We start from the raw sequence: 15,309 nt of genomic DNA on the forward strand, positions 1-15,309 counted from the left end.
TAAGGATTTAGGGGTGGTTTATGTCTGTCAGCATCCATACGATTGATTTTAAACACTTGGGTATGCAGGACCTGGAACAAGTGGGCGGCAAGAATGCGTCGTTAGGTGAAATGATTAGCCATTTATCCGCTGCCGATGTCCTGGTTCCTTCAGGCTTTGCCACCACAGCCGACTCCTTTCGTGCTTTTTTATCGCAAAATGGTCTTGATCAGCACATTTATGAGATGCTGTCCAACCTCGATCCGGACAATATCAACCAGTTGACGCACGTGGGTAAAACCATTCGTGAAAAGGTGGTGAACACACCGTTCTCAAGCGAGTTTGAATCGGCTGTCAGGCAATCCTACGAACAACTGGCCAAACACATCGGCCATGAGGATTTCAGCGTCGCTGTTCGCTCGTCGGCCACAGCGGAAGATTTGCCTGACGCCTCCTTTGCCGGTCAGCAGGAAACATTTCTGAATGTGCGCGGCATTGATGCCGTACTGACCGCCATCAAACACGTGTTTGCCTCGTTATTTAATGACCGGGCGATTTCCTACCGTGTACACCATGGTTTTGCCCATCACGATGTTGCTCTCTCGGCGGGAATTCAACAGATGATCCGAAGCGACATCGCCGTAAGCGGCGTGATGTTTACACTGGACACGGAGTCGGGCTTCAACGACGTGGTATTCATTACCTCGTCGTATGGGCTTGGGGAAATGGTTGTACAGGGTGCGGTGAACCCGGATGAATTTTATGTTCATAAACCGGGTTTAAACGCAGGCCGGCCGGCGGTGATTCGTCGCAATTTGGGGAGTAAAGCGCTCAAAATGGTTTATTGCGATGATCCCAACAGTGGCCGCAATGTTAAAACCGAAGAAGTGAGGGGTGAGGAGCGGTTGAGGTTTTCTCTGACCACGGACGAAATAGAGCAGCTTGCCCGACAGGCGCTTATCATTGAAAAACACTATGGCCGGCCCATGGATATTGAGTGGGCTAAAGACGGAAAAGATGGCAAATTGTATATATTGCAGGCAAGGCCGGAAACGGTAAAAAGCCGCGCGAATAATCAGGTACTGGAGCGTTACACCCTGAAAGCCAAAGGCGATGTACTGAGCGAAGGGCGCAGCATCGGTCAGCGCATTGGCCAGGGACGCGCCCGAATTATCAAAGACATCAGCGAGATGGATAGGGTAAAGCCGGGCGATGTTTTGATTTCCGACATGACCGATCCGGATTGGGAGCCGGTTATGAAACGGGCGGCTGCCATTGTCACCAACCGGGGCGGGCGCACCTGCCATGCGGCCATCATCGCCCGCGAGCTTGGCATTCCGGCCGTGGTGGGTTGCGGTGATGCGACAAAAGCAATTCATGACGGGGATGAAGTCACTGTCAGCTGTGCCGAGGGCGACACCGGTTATATCTATAAGGGCTTGTTGCCCTTTGAGCGCATTAACCTCGATGTGGACACCATGCCGGAACTGCCCATCAAGGTGATGTTGAATGTGGGCAATCCCGAACGGGCTTTTGCTTTTCAATCCGTGCCTAATTCAGGCGTGGGGCTTGCACGTCTTGAGTTTTTAATTTCCAACACCATTGGCATACACCCCAAAGCGCTGTTGAATTACGCTTCCCTGGAAGATAAAAAGCTTAAGCAGTTGATTGATGAAAAAACCGCAGCCTACGAATCACCGGTGGAGTTTTACATCGAGCGCTTGAAAGAAGGCATTGCCACCATCGCCGCTGCTTTTTATCCCAAACCCGTGATTGTCCGTTTATCCGATTTTAAATCGAATGAATACGCCAATTTGGCAGGCGGGCAATATTATGAGCCGCATGAGGAAAATCCCATGCTCGGATTCCGTGGCGCTTCCCGCTATGTGTCGCCCGACTTTGCCGATTGTTTTGCCCTGGAATGCCGGGCGGTGCGGCGTGTGCGGGAGGACATGGGACTTCGCAATGTGGAGGTGATGATTCCCTTCGTGCGTACGGTCAGCGAAGCGTCTCAGGTTATTGATGTGTTAAAGGAACACGGCCTTTCACGCGGCCAACAGGGATTACGGATTATCATGATGTGTGAATTACCCTCCAATGCCCTGCTGGCCAGTGAATTCCTGGAGTATTTTGATGGTTTTTCCATCGGTTCCAATGACTTGACACAATTGACCTTAGGCCTGGATCGCGACTCCGGATTAATTGCTTCGCAGTTTGATGAGCGCAATGATGCCGTGAAGGCTTTGCTGCACATGGCCATTTCAACCTGTAAAAAGGCTGGCAAATACATCGGTATTTGCGGTCAGGGTCCGTCTGATCACCAGGATTTTGCCGAATGGTTGATGAAAGAGGGCATTGACAGCGTGTCGTTAAATCCTGATTCCGTGTTGGATACCTGTCTGTTTTTGGCCGGAAAGAAAACATGAAATGGCTTTCCAGTGGCTTACTGACCGTCGCGGCCTGTTTTCCGGCTTTGGCATTTGCTGCAAGTAATACCCATGAACAGGATCCCCTGGCGTCTGTGATTTTCTGGGTGAGTTTCATTTTTATCTTTGCCTTGTTGGGACGTTACCTGGCTAAACGCTTTAATCAGGCCGGAGTGCTTGGCGAGTTAATTCTGGGCGTGTTGTTAGGCAATCTCTGTTATTTTTTTGGCCTGAAAATATTTGTGGTGCTGCGTGAAGGCTCTGCCATTTTTCATATCATGCGCAGCATGCTGGATGGCGTCTCTCTGACGCAAGCGGTCAAAACAAACATTCCTGATCCGGTTTATGCCAAACAGATGCTGAAGGCCTTGACCAGCGAGGATGGCATCGAGTTAATTAAGGCAGGGTATGTTCTGGACATTCTGTCGCGTTTTGGCGTTCTTTTTCTGCTGTTCATGGTGGGCCTTGAAAGTTCGCTGCAGGATTTGAAAAAAACAGGAAGAGAATCCGTTCAGGTGGCGATCATCGGCGTGGTTGTGCCGATTATTCTTGGGTTTGTAGTCGCCCATCTTTTACTGCCTGAGGCATCCTATAAAGCCGATTTGTTTGTTGCCGCCACCTTGTCAGCCACCAGCATAGGCATCACCGCCCGCGTGTTGTCGGAAATGAAAAAACTTAAAACCCGCGAGGCGAGGACTATCCTGGGCGCTGCCATGCTTGATGATGTCCTGGGACTGATGATTTTAGCCATTGTCAGCAGCATTGTTGTCAGCGGTGAAGTGAATGTAGTGCAGATTGTCTGGGTGTTGGGTTCAGCCCTTGTTTTTTTTACCGTGGCTGTTTTGTTTGGTCCATGGGCTTTGCGGCAGGTAATACGCTTTTTAAGTTTCCTTGATGTGTGGGAAGCCAAACTTTTTGCATCGTTTTTCTTTTTAATGACTCTGGCCTGGCTGGCGACCGTCATGCAGCTTGCTGCCATCATTGGTGCCTTCGCAGCGGGTTTGGTAATTCATGATGGGTTCTTTGAAGTCGATGACAGCGAACGGCAATACCGTTTGGATATTAAGCAACTGATTGCTCCGTTTGAAGCCATTTTAGCCCCCCTGTTTTTCATGTTAATTGGTATTCAGGTCAAACTGGAATCGTTTTATGACTGGCGTGTGCTGTTGATGGCGGGTGCGTTAACCGTGGCGGCCATCCTGGGCAAACTGGTCAGCGGCTTAGGCGGCAATAAAAAGGACGATCGATTGTTGATAGGAATTGGCATGCTGCCCCGCGGTGAAGTGGGATTGGTTTTTGCTTCCATCGGCAGGACGCTGGGGGTTATTTCTGATAATCTGTTTTCAGCCATCATTTTAATGGTTATTCTTACCACCTTGATTGCCCCTCCCTGGCTGAAAATGCAATACGCACGGCAAAAAAAGTTAAAGGTTAGTCAGGCATGAATACTCCCTTCGATGAAATCAAAGACAATGTAAAACGCGCACTGGCTGAGGATATTGGTTCTGGCGATGTCAGTGCCGCGCTGTTGCCAGGCGAGTTACAGGCCGTGGCTGAAATTTTTTCGCGCGAGCCTATGCTGGTCTGCGGCCAACCCTGGGTCAATGAAGTCTTTGCACAGGTTAACCCTGCCATTGATGTTCAATGGGTGGTTGATGAGGGGACCTGGTTGGCTGAACCGTCAACGTTGTGTAAAGTCAGCGGCCGCGCCCGTGATGTGTTAACCGCGGAACGAACCGCATTGAATTTTTTACAAACCCTGGCCGCTACAGCCACCCAGACCTGGCATTACTTACAGGAAATTAAAGGCACCAAAGCCCGTTTGCTGGATACACGCAAAACCATTCCTGGATTAAGGCTGGCGCAAAAATACGCTGTTGCCTGTGCGGGCGGTATGAATCATCGTGTTGGTTTATACGATGCTTACCTGATTAAAGAAAACCACATTAAATCCTGTCGCTCCATTACACAGGCTATTTTAATGGCACGTGAGCAACGCCCTGATTTGCTGATTGAGATCGAAGTGGAAACGCTTGAGGAGTTGCTGGAAGCGTTGAATGCGGGTCCCGATCGTATTCTGCTGGATAATTTCAGCCATGCCATGCTGGCGGAGGCTGTGGTTTTGAATCAACCTTATCAATGCCAATTGGAAGCTTCCGGAGGAGTGACGCTGGATACCATTCGCTCCATTGCGCTCACCGGCGTTGATTTTATTTCTGTCGGTTCGATAACCAAGTCCTTACAGGCAATTGACTTGAGCTTGTTAATCAGGGAAATCAAATGAATGCAAAAATCGTATTAACCGGGGGCGGTAGCGCCGGTCATGTCACTCCTAATTTAGCCATGATTGAAAACCTTGAAGAAGAAGGCTGGCAAATCGATTACATTGGTTCTGCCGATGGGGTGGAAAAACAGATAATCGGTAAAACCCGAGTTCCCTTTCATCCCATTCAGTCAGGTAAATTACGCCGTTATTTCAGTTGGCAGAATTTTTTAGATCCGTTCAAGATTGTTTATGGTTTAATCCAGGCGTTTTGGTTGTTACGGCGTTTGAATACCGACCTTGTTTTTTCCAAAGGCGGATTTGTTGCTTTCCCTGTGGTGGTGGCGGCCTGGCTGAATCGCATTCCTGTCGTGGCTCATGAGTCGGACATGTCGCCCGGACTTGCGAATCGCCTGTGCCTTCCCTTTGTGAATAAACTCTGTGTGACTTTCGCCCCGGCAAAAAACCATGTTAAACGACGGGATAAGGTGGCAATAACGGGGACACCCATTCGCCGGCAATTATTGAATGGCTCGCGCCAGCGGGGCCTTGCACTGTGCGGGTTTAATGACAAACAGGCCATATTACTGGTTATCGGCGGGAGTCTGGGTGCTCAAGTCATTAACCAGGCCGTGAGGGACGCGTTACCCAAGCTGAGCCACAGCTACCAGATTATCCATTTGTGCGGCAAAGGGAAGGTGGATGAGTCCCTGAAAACGGTGCCGGGTTATTTTCAACTGGAATATGCCAGCGACGAGCTGGCTGACTTGTTTGCCGCTGCCGATGTGGTGGTGTCACGGGCTGGAGCGAATGCCTTGTATGAAATTCTCGCCTTGCAAAAACCGCACGTATTAATCCCGCTTTCTGCCAAAGTAAGCCGCGGTGATCAAATCGAGAATGCCGGTTATTTTAAGGAACAGGGGATTAGCATTGTCATTCCCCAGGAAGAGTTAACCACAGACCGTTTGTTGACGGCCATTGATGAGGCGGAAGCCAATCAACAGGACATCATTCGGCGCATTAAATCGCTGAAAATTGAATCTGCCACCGTGAAAATCATGAATCTTATTAAGGAGCAGTTGCATGTTGAATCCCCAGAAACTGTTTGAAGGAATTGAACAGGCCTGGCAAAACGAGATCCTGCCCAGTCTCGTTGATTACATTAGAATTCCCAATAAATCGCCGCATTTCGATAAAGACTGGCAGACGCATGGTTTCATGGAAAAAGCAGTGTCCCATGTAGCTGAGTGGTGTAAAGCCCATGCCCCTCAAGGCATGACTCTGGACGTCATCCGGTTGGAAGGCCGCACACCGCTTCTTTTCATGGAGATTCCTGGTGAGATAGAGGAAACCGTCTTGCTGTATGGGCATCTCGACAAGCAGCCGGAAATGACAGGATGGCAGGAAGGACTGGGTCCCTGGCAACCGGTAATTCGTGACGGCAAGCTTTATGGCCGGGGGGGCGCGGACGATGGCTATGCGGCTTATGCCTCGTTAACCGCCATTGACCAGCTTAAGAAACAGGGATTAGCTCATGCCCGCTGTGTATTGATCATTGAAGCCTGCGAGGAAAGTGGCAGCTATGACCTTCCTTACTATATCGAAGCCTTGGCTCATCGCATCGGCGAACCCTCCCTGGTCATCTGCCTGGATTCGGGTGCCGGGAATTACGAACAATTGTGGATGACCACTTCCCTGCGCGGGAATGTAGTGGGTGAACTTTCGGTGGAGTTGATTGAAGAAGGGGTCCATTCCGGCAGTGCCAGCGGCATTGTTCCCGACAGTTTTCGGGTGGCGAGGCAACTCATCAGCCGCATCGAAGACGAAGCCACAGGGCAGGTGAAATTGCCTGAACTGTTTTGCGAGATCCCTGAGGAACGAGTGAGCCAGGCGCGTCAATGCGGTGAAATTCTTGGCGAGGACGTTTACCGTGCGTTTCCTTTCCATACGGATGTCAGACCCGTGACGGGTAATAAAACAGAATTAATACTGAATCGCACCTGGCGGCCTGCCTTGACGGTGACTGGCGCTGACGGGTTGCCAGCGATTGCCAATGCAGGCAATGTCATGCGTCCAAAAACGGCATTTAAATTATCCATGCGCCTACCGCCGCTGGTTTGCCCGCAAAAGGCATCCATGGCCATGCAAAAGGCATTGACCGAAGAGCCCCCTTACCAGGCCAGAGTCGCTTTTCGTATCGATGACGGTGCACCGGGTTGGCATGCGCCGTTAATGCCCGAATGGCTCGCTAAAGCCGCTGATGAAGCCTCCATGGCATTCTACAATAAACCTGCGGCTTATATCGGTGAAGGGGGAACCATCCCCTTCATGGGTATGCTGGGTGAGAAGTTCCCACACGCCCAATTTATGATTACCGGTGTATTGGGACCCCATTCCAATGCTCATGGGCCCAATGAGTTCCTGCATTTGGACATGGTAGAAAAATTAACTTCCTGTGTTTCTTATGTTCTTCATCACCATTATTTACAATTTTCCAATAATCGCTAGACAAAACAATCACTTACTGTTATAATCCGCAGCCTCTTGTTATGGAAAACAACAAGAGGTTGATGACGGCAAATGCCGTTAAGTCCAATCACAATAAGGAAAAATTATGAAAGCAAATCTGATTGCTGTTGTACTGTCATTTTTATCAATGTCGTTCCATTTATACGCATCACCCACACCCCTCGGCACGCCCGCGACCGCGCAGGAAGCAGAAACAGCCACTCCTAAAATCAATCTGAATACCGCTGAATTAAAAACCCTGATTCATTCGTTTAAAGGAATTGGTCAAAAACGGGCTGAAGCCATTGTTAAATACCGGGAAAGCCATGATGGATTTAAATCCGTTGAAGAATTGGCGGAAGTTCCGGGTTTGGGACAACAATTCATCAACAGGAATCTCGCTGAACTTAAGGAAACCTTTAGCGTAGAGTAAAATTTCCCCGCCCGCGCAGGCGGGCTTTTTTCCGTTCTCAGACATAAAAATAAATGGAATACCATGTCCGGTGATAACCATTATTTTGTTTATATATTATCCAGCAAGGCTTATGGAACACTTTATACCGGTGTCACAAGTAATCTGGCACGACGACTGGATCAACACAAAGAGGGAGTGGTTGAAGGATTTACTAAAAAATACAAGGTTTATCGGTTGGTCTATTATGAAATTCACTCTGAGATATATGAGGCGATTACAAGAGAAAAACGACTTAAGAAATGGAACAGGCAATGGAAAATTAACCTAATCCTACAAAAAAATCCTCAGTGGCTTGACTTGAGTATTGGATTGTTTTGATGAATGGATGCCCGCCTGCGCGGGCAAGACAGGTTTTGCTTTTGAAACCTAATAAATCTGTCTTGTCCGCGCAGGCGGGCAACCAGGATAGTCGTTGCGATCTAATCATTCAACCAATGATTAAATGGCTTAACGAAGCCGTCGTGCTGACATGGCAAATGGCTATGGTTAAAAAAACAAACCTGTCTTGCCCGCGCAGGCGGGCAACCAGGATAGTCGTTGCGATCTAATCATTCAACCAATGATTAAATGGCTTAACGAAGCCGCCGTGCTGACATGGCAAATGGCTCTGATTAAAAAAACAAACCTGTCTTGCCCGCGCAGGCGGGCAACCAGGATAGTCGTTGCGATCTAATCATTCAACCAATGATTAAATGGCTCAACGAAGCCGCCGTGCTGACATGGCAAATGGCTATGGTTAAAAAACCAAACCTGTCTTGCCCGCGCAGGCGGGCAACCAGGATAGTCGTTACGATCTAATCATTAACCAATGATTAAATGGCTTAGCGAAGCCGCCGTGCTGACATGGCAAATGGCTATGGTTAAAAAACCAAACCTGTCTTGCCCGCGCAGGCGGGCAACCAGGATAGTTGTTGTGATCTAATGATTAAAACAATGAAAGTAAATTTACCGAGCAAAAAATTAATTCGTTGAGGCAAGTAGGGGGCATTGCCTATAGTCTGTCTATGGAGATAGATAATTTTTTATCATGGATAAAGAAACTTAATAAAGACCTGTCGATTTTTACCCAAATATAGGTTAAAGTACAGGCCAAAAAAAGAACGAGGTAGTGGGGCTCATGTTCAGGAAATTAAGGGGCGTCTTTTCAAACGATTTATCCATCGATTTGGGAACAGCTAACACATTGATCTATGTAAGGGATAGAGGGATTGTTCTTAATGAACCTTCCGTCGTGGCATTAAGGAACGAATCAGGCCAAAAGCGTGTGGCGGCTGTCGGGATAGAGGCTAAGCGCATGTTGGGACGAACCCCGGGCAATATTAATGCCATTCGTCCCATGAAGGATGGGGTTATCGCCGACTTCTTTGTCACAGAACGCATGTTGCAGCATTTCATTCATAAGGTGCATGAAAACCGCTTCTTAAGGCCCAGCCCACGGGTACTTGTCTGTGTGCCATGCGGTTCTACTCAAGTCGAGCGTCGTGCCATTCGCGAATCAGCCATGGGCGCTGGTGCGCGTGAAGTCTTCCTCATTGAAGAGCCAATGGCAGCGGCATTGGGTTCGGGGATGCCGGTTGAAGAAGCCAGTGGTTCAATGGTTGTCGACATTGGCGGCGGCACCACTGAAGTGGCCATTATTTCACTGAGCGGTATTGTCTATCATCAGTCTGTCCGTATTGGCGGCGACAAATTTGATGATGCCATTGTTTCTTATGTCCGCCGTAACTATGGCACCTTGATTGGTGAAACCACGGCAGAGCGTATCAAGCATGAAATTGGTTCTGCTTTCCCAAGTCGTGATTTGTTTGAGATTGAAGTCAGGGGCCGAAATCTGGCCGAAGGGGTGCCGCGCAGTTTCACATTGACCAGTGCGGAAATCCTTGAAGCATTACAGGAGCCTCTGTCCGGTATCGTGGGTGCGGTTCGAGCTGCCCTGGAGTTGGCACCGCCTGAATTGGCTGCTGATATTGCCGAGCGGGGTATGGTTCTCACTGGCGGTGGTGCTCTGTTGAAAAACATGGATACCTTGCTGATGGAAGAAACTGGCCTGCCCGTATTAGTCGCAGAAGATCCTTTAACCTGCGTAGCGCGTGGTGGTGGTAAGGCGTTGGAAACAATGGATTTGCGTGGCGGTGATTTCCTCTCAACCGAATAATTCAAACAATAAGCTTTTTGGCAAGGGCAAACACCGAGCGTTCAGCTTTGTGTTTGCCTTGATGTTTTCTATTTGCCTGATGTTTTCTGATTACCATTATCAGTACCTTGGTCATGTGCGGAGTGGTTTTTCCTTCATGGTTTCGCCTTTACAATACGCTGTTGATTATCCAGTGCGTATCATGGGATGGGCCCAGGCTTTAGTGAGCGCCAAAACCTCCTTAATCAGTGAAAACATGGAGTTACGCTATCAGCAGACGCTGCTGGAGGCTGAGCTTCAAAAACTCATGGCCATTAAGGAAGAAAACTCGCAGCTTAGAGAACTGTTGTTGACCTCTTCCAAAGCTAAAATGAAAGCCATGGCTGCTCAGATCCTGGCTGTTGATACCAGCACCGCGCGGCAATTGGTAATCCTTAATAAAGGCAAACGGGATGGCGTTTATACCGGCCAACCTGTCCTCGATGCCAAAGGGGTAATGGGGCAAATTATCGATGTCGGGTATATGACCAGTACGGTATTACTGATTTCAGATGCCAAATGCGCTGTGCCGGTTCGAAATACCCGTACCGGCGAAAGGGCTATTTTAGTGGGCACCAATAATTTGGGGCAGTTGTCTTTGATCAATCTGCCTCGTACCTCATCCACCAATAAAGGGGATTTGTTGGTCACCTCCGGGTTGGGACGGCTTTACCCTGAAGGTTATCCGGTTGGACGGGTTGAAAATGTAACCAGTGTCCCGGGCGATGATTTTATCAAAGTCGAGGTAAGCCCTGTTGCTCTGCTTAATCGTAACCGCCTGGTGTTATTAATTTGGCCTGACAAAGAGCAGGAAATCTTAACGGCACAAATTAACGAACGCATGAATGCATTGGGAGCTGCCACATGAATTCCTTGAAGTGGCGTTTGCCCATTGCTTTTCTAATCGCGTTGATTTTAACGATCATGCCATTGCCTGCTTTTCTGGTTACCATACGACCTCCGTGGATACTCTTGTTGGTGCTTTATCTGCAGTTTTACATGCCGGATTATTTTCGTGTCAGCATACTGGTTATGCTTGGCCTGGTTCTGGATGCCTTGCTGGCTACCGTGATTGGCGAGCATGCGTTCGCCCTGTGTTTAACGACCTGGCTTGCAAGCAGTAAAGCGAGGCGCTTTTATTTCTTTCCTATCGGACAACAGATGGCCTTGATTGGTTTTTTTTGTGCCTGGTATCAGCTGACAGTGTTTTTTATTGATGCTTTTCTTGGTTACACCATGAATTGGATGACAGTCATTGGCGGCACGCTGTTAAGTATCCTGGTCTGGCCATGGATAAGGCTGGCTGCAGAGGAAACCCTATTGGTTAGAGCACGCTTTAAAGCTTGACTTTATCAGCCTCCGCTGGCTTGAAATTTAAGAGCCCTATTGGCGTAATGCTGAATGATGTCGAGGTAGGGCTCCATCATTTGTCCTAAACGCGAGCTGGTTAATGCACTGTAATCCATGGCATCCAATGAATGAAGCTTTTCACCCCGAAACGGTTTATCTTCGACAAGCGCCATCAGTTTTTTGGCGGCTCTAATCTTCACCTTTGCCGAATGACCACCCTTTACTCCAAGGAAGTGGGATTTATAATGTTTCGATTTTTTTTCAGGTTCTGCCTCTACCTGACGTAAGCGAATGTACTTGCGCAACGTTCTAAGGAGGTCCTGCTCCCTCGCATTGAGCTGGATTGCGGGTGCTTTGTTTTTGTCTGTTTGCTTTTCAATCGTTCTTCGCTGTATGGTTTCTGGTTCTTTTTCCTTCCCCTTTCCTTTCTCTTTTTCTTTATGTTTCTCCAGGTCATTGCTTTCCTCAGCCAGCGTAAAATCAGGCCTATCGCTCCGTTGCATTAATTGCACAATGACCGGGTTTTGTTGATGGATGTCCAATCGCACCTGGGCCTGATAATAAAGTTCTCGTAACTCGAAATCCTCGGCGGTATGCGAATAGCGGGGAGTAGGAATAGCATCGACTAAGTCATTAAACACCCGATGAAGTCTTACTATGGCGTCCGGCTGTTCGGCAAGCTGGTTAATGGCTTCTGTAATATAATCCAGTTTATCGAGTGGGGATGGGGTATTGGCGAGGGCGTCATGTATCTCTCTCAGGGAAGGGTTGTCTGACTCAAAAAGTGGCAGCAAGGGATTAAAATCGTATTGCATGGAAAACTGTTTTAATTCCTGGTTTTGATCAAAATAAGCCTGGGAATTGAGAAAATGATAATTGGAATGGACGGTATCGGGTTTTTCTGGATACAAGGGATGCCGTCTGTGCATGGGATAGCCAAAAACATTTTCGCCGTTATAAATTGCGATGGTATTTAAAATTCCCCGTTTCAACACCTCGACATGATGGCCATACACATCATAGATGTTGGGTTCGAAGAGGGTTGCTGGAGGAAAGCCATTTTGGATAAGTAAACGATTTTGCAATAAGTTAACAAAGGTGCGGCCATTGGCATCGCCAAATGGATGGATGCGCTCCAGCGCTTCGGTTGTCTCACCAATGAGTTTCAACCTATCATCTGGATCACTTAATGTGCCGATCGTTTCATTGTAACGAGCGATGGTTTGTTGCACCAGTGTCTGGGGGTTAGCGGGGGCCTGGTAATGAATTGCTGTGCCTTGGTCGATTAAAAAGGACGCAAATGCCAGGTTGTCTCCCTCCCCCACGTATTTTCTGCGTTCTTCTTTAATTTTTGCAGGGCTAATAAAGCAGGGTTGAGACCCCTGAAATTTTGGCCATAACATGACTCCTTCTCCGTGCTCCTCATCAGGCCCACTCAACGCATGGTTTTCTATTTTATCCAATAAATCCGCTAATCCAGAGACTGTCATACGTCCTTGCGATGGAACAAAATTAAAAAAAGGGGGATCTACCCTGTAAGCTCCCCGGGCAATGCCTTCATTCGTCCCCAAAAAAACATTGTTGGTCACCGCCGCATGCAGCGCGAGAATCAGTTCCTCAGAAATGAAGGGATTTTCCAGATTCTCAAGAGCCACATTTAAACCTGTAAAAAAAGCATTGAGTGAGTTGTCTTCTCTTTGGCAGTACTCCACCCAGCCATGATCAGGCTCAGCCTTGGTTGCAGAATGGCCTGTTATGCTGGAGTAAAGCTGGCCATCGACGGCCAATTGCCAAAGACGGTTTTTAGGGTAATTTCGTTTAAATTCCGCCAGCGCTTCCTCCGCTGAGGTCGGTCTCACGTTAAATTGCTCATGTGGAAGGAGGCGTTTGTTGCGGGTTTGGTTAAAAACTGCCAATTCTTCCATTTGTTGATACCAGGAATCCAGGTCTTCAAGGTTGTTTAAGGCATGCTTTTCAAAGCGAATCTGTTTTAAGTCAGAGAGAGGAATCGCGTTTTTTTCAAGCACCTGTTTAACCTGTTCCGTGGGTGTGGACTCCGGGCTGATTTCCAGTGGGATTTTTCTTTTGGAAGACTTAAAATGCAAAACTAATTTCATGATGACAATCCACATGGGCAATGTTTGTCAATTATAGATCATTACGATTAATTATTGTGCATTTAGGTCTGAAATCACTCTATCTCAACCACCTGGTACTCCCCGGGTTTAAGATCGCCAAGCGACCACTGGGCAATGCGATGGCGAACAAGTCTTAACGTAGGGAAATTAATCGCGGCTGTCATTTTGCGCACCTGATGATTTTTCCCTTCGCTCAAGATAATCTCCAACCAGGTTGTGGGGATGTTTTTTCGAAAACGAATGGGGGGATTCCTTGGCCATAATTTGGGTTCATCAATGAGGCGGACTTTGGCCGGAAGATAGCGTACGCCGCTAATTAGAATGCCCTCCCTTAAAGGCATCAAATCCCGCTCATCGGGTTGGCCTTCCACCTGGACCCAGTAATGTTTCTGTTTATGAAAGCGGGGATGCGTTAATTGATGTTGTATCCTTCCATCACTGGTTAAAATCAGTAAGCCCTCACTGTTTTTGTCCAAACGGCCAGCCGCGTAAAAGCCCGGACGCTTGATAAAGTCCGCCAGGGTCTGCTCGTGCTCGGTACCGCTGAATTGGCAAACCACGCCATAAGGTTTATTAAAAAGTAATAACGTACTCAAATGAATCAAACTGTGAATGCAAAGAATAAATCCTATTATGCCGTGAATGGGAGTTGGGACAAAGCATTTTGGCATGCTATGATAATTGCCTCTTATTAAGACGGAGTTGCCAATGACATTTGAAAAAATTCGTATCCCAACAGAAGGGCAAGCGATAACCGTTGCCGCTAATGGTTCTCTACAGGTTCCTGACCAACCCATTATTCCTTTTATTGAAGGGGATGGAATCGGTGTTGATGTAACTCCTCCTATGATTCGTGTGGTTGATGAAGCGGTGAAAAAAGCTTACGGCGGCAAGCGTAAGATTGCCTGGATGGAGGTCTATGCGGGTGAAAAAGCCACCAAAGTATACGGCAACGATCAATGGCTGCCTAAAGAAACCTTAGACGCCCTGAAAAAATACGTGGTTTCAATCAAAGGCCCACTGACGACACCCGTTGGCGGCGGTATCCGCTCATTGAATGTCGCCATTCGCCAGGATTTAGACCTCTATACCTGCCTTCGTCCTATCCGCTATTTTACGGGTGTACCCAGTCCGGTGAAAGAGCCCTGGAAAACCGACATGGTTATTTTCCGCGAAAATTCGGAAGACATTTACGCCGGTATTGAGTGGCAGGCTGACTCCCCTGAGGCAAAAAAAGTCATTCAATTTCTGCGAAACGAAATGGGTGTAAAAAAGATCCGCTTTCCGGACCATTGCGGCATTGGTATCAAGCCGGTGTCAGAACAGGGCACCCGCCGTCTGGTTAAAGCAGCCATTCAATATGCCATTGATAACGATCGCGATTCCGTTACCCTGGTTCACAAAGGCAACATCATGAAATTCACCGAAGGTGCCTTTAAGGATTGGGGATACCAGGTTGCCCGCGACAGTTTTGGTGCCAAAGAATACCAGGGCGGCCCATGGATGGAATTTAAAAACCCCAAAACCGGCAAACAGATTGTGATTAAAGATGTGATTGCGGATGCTTTCCTGCAACAGATTTTACTAAGACCTGAAGATTACAGTGTCATTGCCACCTTAAATTTAAACGGTGACTACATTTCCGATGCTCTGGCGGCTCAGGTGGGAGGCATTGGTATTGCGCCCGGCGCCAACATGAGCGATGAAGTGGCCGTGTTTGAGGCAACCCACGGTACGGCGCCTAAATACGCTGGACAGGATAAAGTTAATCCCGGTTCTCTGATTCTGTCAGCCGAAATGATGTTACGTCACATGGGCTGGACTGAAGCCGCGGATCTCATCATTAAAGGGGTTGACGGCGCCATCGAAGCCAAAACGGTAACCTATGACTTTGAACGGCTGATGGACGGGGCAACCTGTGTCAGCAGTTCAGGTTTTGCAGAGGCGATGATTAAACACATGTAAATAAAATCGGCCCGAAAGGCTTAAGAAAGCAT

The 15,309-nt window shown here is 48.1% G+C and carries 14 protein-coding genes; 12 read left to right on the forward strand and 2 right to left on the reverse strand.

Features of this window, described 5'->3' with window-relative positions:
- The first annotated feature begins 20 nt into the window (after positions 1-20).
- The 11 genes from ppsA to mreD all read left to right on the forward strand — a co-directional run bounded on the left by ppsA (position 21) and on the right by mreD (position 11,171).
- On the forward strand, positions 21-2,405 hold the full coding sequence (gene ppsA, locus GH742_RS05780) for a phosphoenolpyruvate synthase (protein ID WP_203456494.1): 2,385 nt from the start codon (positions 21-23) through the stop codon (positions 2,403-2,405).
- Positions 2,402-3,850, forward strand: coding sequence for a cation:proton antiporter (locus GH742_RS05785; RefSeq protein ID WP_203456495.1), 1,449 nt, complete (start codon positions 2,402-2,404; stop codon positions 3,848-3,850). The genes ppsA and GH742_RS05785 overlap by 4 nt, the downstream gene beginning before the upstream one ends.
- Entirely contained in the window at positions 3,847-4,689 is an 843-nt protein-coding gene (gene nadC, locus GH742_RS05790) for a carboxylating nicotinate-nucleotide diphosphorylase (protein ID WP_203456496.1), read from the forward strand. The genes GH742_RS05785 and nadC overlap by 4 nt, the downstream gene beginning before the upstream one ends.
- Entirely contained in the window at positions 4,686-5,777 is a 1,092-nt protein-coding gene (locus GH742_RS05795) for an undecaprenyldiphospho-muramoylpentapeptide beta-N-acetylglucosaminyltransferase (protein ID WP_203456497.1), read from the forward strand. The genes nadC and GH742_RS05795 overlap by 4 nt, the downstream gene beginning before the upstream one ends.
- Positions 5,752-7,176, forward strand: a complete 1,425-nt coding sequence (locus tag GH742_RS05800) for a M20 family metallopeptidase (RefSeq protein ID WP_203456498.1) — start codon at positions 5,752-5,754, stop codon at positions 7,174-7,176. Before GH742_RS05795 ends, GH742_RS05800 begins: the two co-directional genes overlap by 26 nt.
- Positions 7,177-7,282: 106 nt before the next feature.
- Positions 7,283-7,609, forward strand: a complete 327-nt coding sequence (locus tag GH742_RS05805) for a helix-hairpin-helix domain-containing protein (protein WP_203456499.1) — start codon at positions 7,283-7,285, stop codon at positions 7,607-7,609.
- Between the two features lie 63 nt (positions 7,610-7,672).
- Positions 7,673-7,969 (forward strand): GIY-YIG nuclease family protein, encoded by a 297-nt coding sequence (locus GH742_RS05810; RefSeq protein WP_203456501.1) that lies wholly within the window; start codon positions 7,673-7,675, stop codon positions 7,967-7,969.
- A 41-nt stretch (positions 7,970-8,010) separates the two neighbouring features.
- On the forward strand, positions 8,011-8,199 hold the full coding sequence (locus GH742_RS05815; protein ID WP_203456502.1) for a hypothetical protein: 189 nt from the start codon (positions 8,011-8,013) through the stop codon (positions 8,197-8,199).
- 569 nt (positions 8,200-8,768) lie between these two features.
- A complete protein-coding gene (locus GH742_RS05820; protein WP_058527717.1) occupies positions 8,769-9,806 on the forward strand; it encodes a rod shape-determining protein in 1,038 nt (345 codons plus the stop codon).
- Positions 9,784-10,692, forward strand: coding sequence for a rod shape-determining protein MreC (mreC, locus tag GH742_RS05825; protein ID WP_108293689.1), 909 nt, complete (start codon positions 9,784-9,786; stop codon positions 10,690-10,692). Before GH742_RS05820 ends, mreC begins: the two co-directional genes overlap by 23 nt.
- Positions 10,689-11,171: a rod shape-determining protein MreD gene (mreD, locus tag GH742_RS05830; protein WP_203456503.1), complete on the forward strand. Its 483-nt coding sequence runs from the start codon at positions 10,689-10,691 to the stop codon at positions 11,169-11,171. The genes mreC and mreD overlap by 4 nt, the downstream gene beginning before the upstream one ends.
- Before the next feature lie 5 nt (positions 11,172-11,176).
- Here the strand turns inward: mreD and GH742_RS05835 are convergent, their stop codons facing one another.
- Together GH742_RS05835 and GH742_RS05840 are read right to left on the reverse strand one after the other, a co-directional pair.
- Complete coding sequence (locus GH742_RS05835) at positions 11,177-13,291, reverse strand: Fic family protein (protein ID WP_203456504.1); 2,115 nt, start codon at positions 13,289-13,291, stop codon at positions 11,177-11,179.
- A 74-nt stretch (positions 13,292-13,365) separates the two neighbouring features.
- Positions 13,366-13,908 (reverse strand): pseudouridine synthase, encoded by a 543-nt coding sequence (locus GH742_RS05840; RefSeq protein WP_203456506.1) that lies wholly within the window; start codon positions 13,906-13,908, stop codon positions 13,366-13,368.
- A gap of 112 nt (positions 13,909-14,020) precedes the next feature.
- Here GH742_RS05840 and icd point away from each other — a divergent pair, with 112 nt between their 5' ends.
- The gene (gene icd, locus GH742_RS05845; RefSeq protein ID WP_203456507.1) at positions 14,021-15,277 is read left to right on the forward strand and encodes an NADP-dependent isocitrate dehydrogenase; all 1,257 of its coding nucleotides are present in this window, start codon (positions 14,021-14,023) and stop codon (positions 15,275-15,277) included.
- The last annotated feature ends 32 nt before the right edge of the window (positions 15,278-15,309 follow it).

Source organism: Legionella sp. MW5194 (assembly GCF_016864235.1).
GTDB lineage: Bacteria > Pseudomonadota > Gammaproteobacteria > Legionellales > Legionellaceae > Legionella_C.

Excerpts from the sequence above, each read along its gene's own strand:
- GH742_RS05785 (WP_203456495.1), top strand. The coding sequence starts at position 2,402 with ATGAAATGGCTTTCCAGTGGCTTACTGACCGTCGCGGCCTGTTTTCCG.
- mreD (WP_203456503.1), top strand. The coding sequence starts at position 10,689 with ATGAATTCCTTGAAGTGGCGTTTGCCCATTGCTTTTCTAATCGCGTTG.
- GH742_RS05795 (WP_203456497.1), top strand. The coding sequence starts at position 4,686 with ATGAATGCAAAAATCGTATTAACCGGGGGCGGTAGCGCCGGTCATGTC.
- GH742_RS05835 (WP_203456504.1), bottom strand. The coding sequence starts at position 13,291 with ATGAAATTAGTTTTGCATTTTAAGTCTTCCAAAAGAAAAATCCCACTG.
- ppsA (WP_203456494.1), top strand. The coding sequence starts at position 21 with ATGTCTGTCAGCATCCATACGATTGATTTTAAACACTTGGGTATGCAG.
- GH742_RS05810 (WP_203456501.1), top strand. The coding sequence starts at position 7,673 with ATGTCCGGTGATAACCATTATTTTGTTTATATATTATCCAGCAAGGCT.
- GH742_RS05805 (WP_203456499.1), top strand. The coding sequence starts at position 7,283 with ATGAAAGCAAATCTGATTGCTGTTGTACTGTCATTTTTATCAATGTCG.
- GH742_RS05820 (WP_058527717.1), top strand. The coding sequence starts at position 8,769 with ATGTTCAGGAAATTAAGGGGCGTCTTTTCAAACGATTTATCCATCGAT.
- icd (WP_203456507.1), top strand. The coding sequence starts at position 14,021 with ATGACATTTGAAAAAATTCGTATCCCAACAGAAGGGCAAGCGATAACC.
- nadC (WP_203456496.1), top strand. The coding sequence starts at position 3,847 with ATGAATACTCCCTTCGATGAAATCAAAGACAATGTAAAACGCGCACTG.
- GH742_RS05800 (WP_203456498.1), top strand. The coding sequence starts at position 5,752 with ATGTTGAATCCCCAGAAACTGTTTGAAGGAATTGAACAGGCCTGGCAA.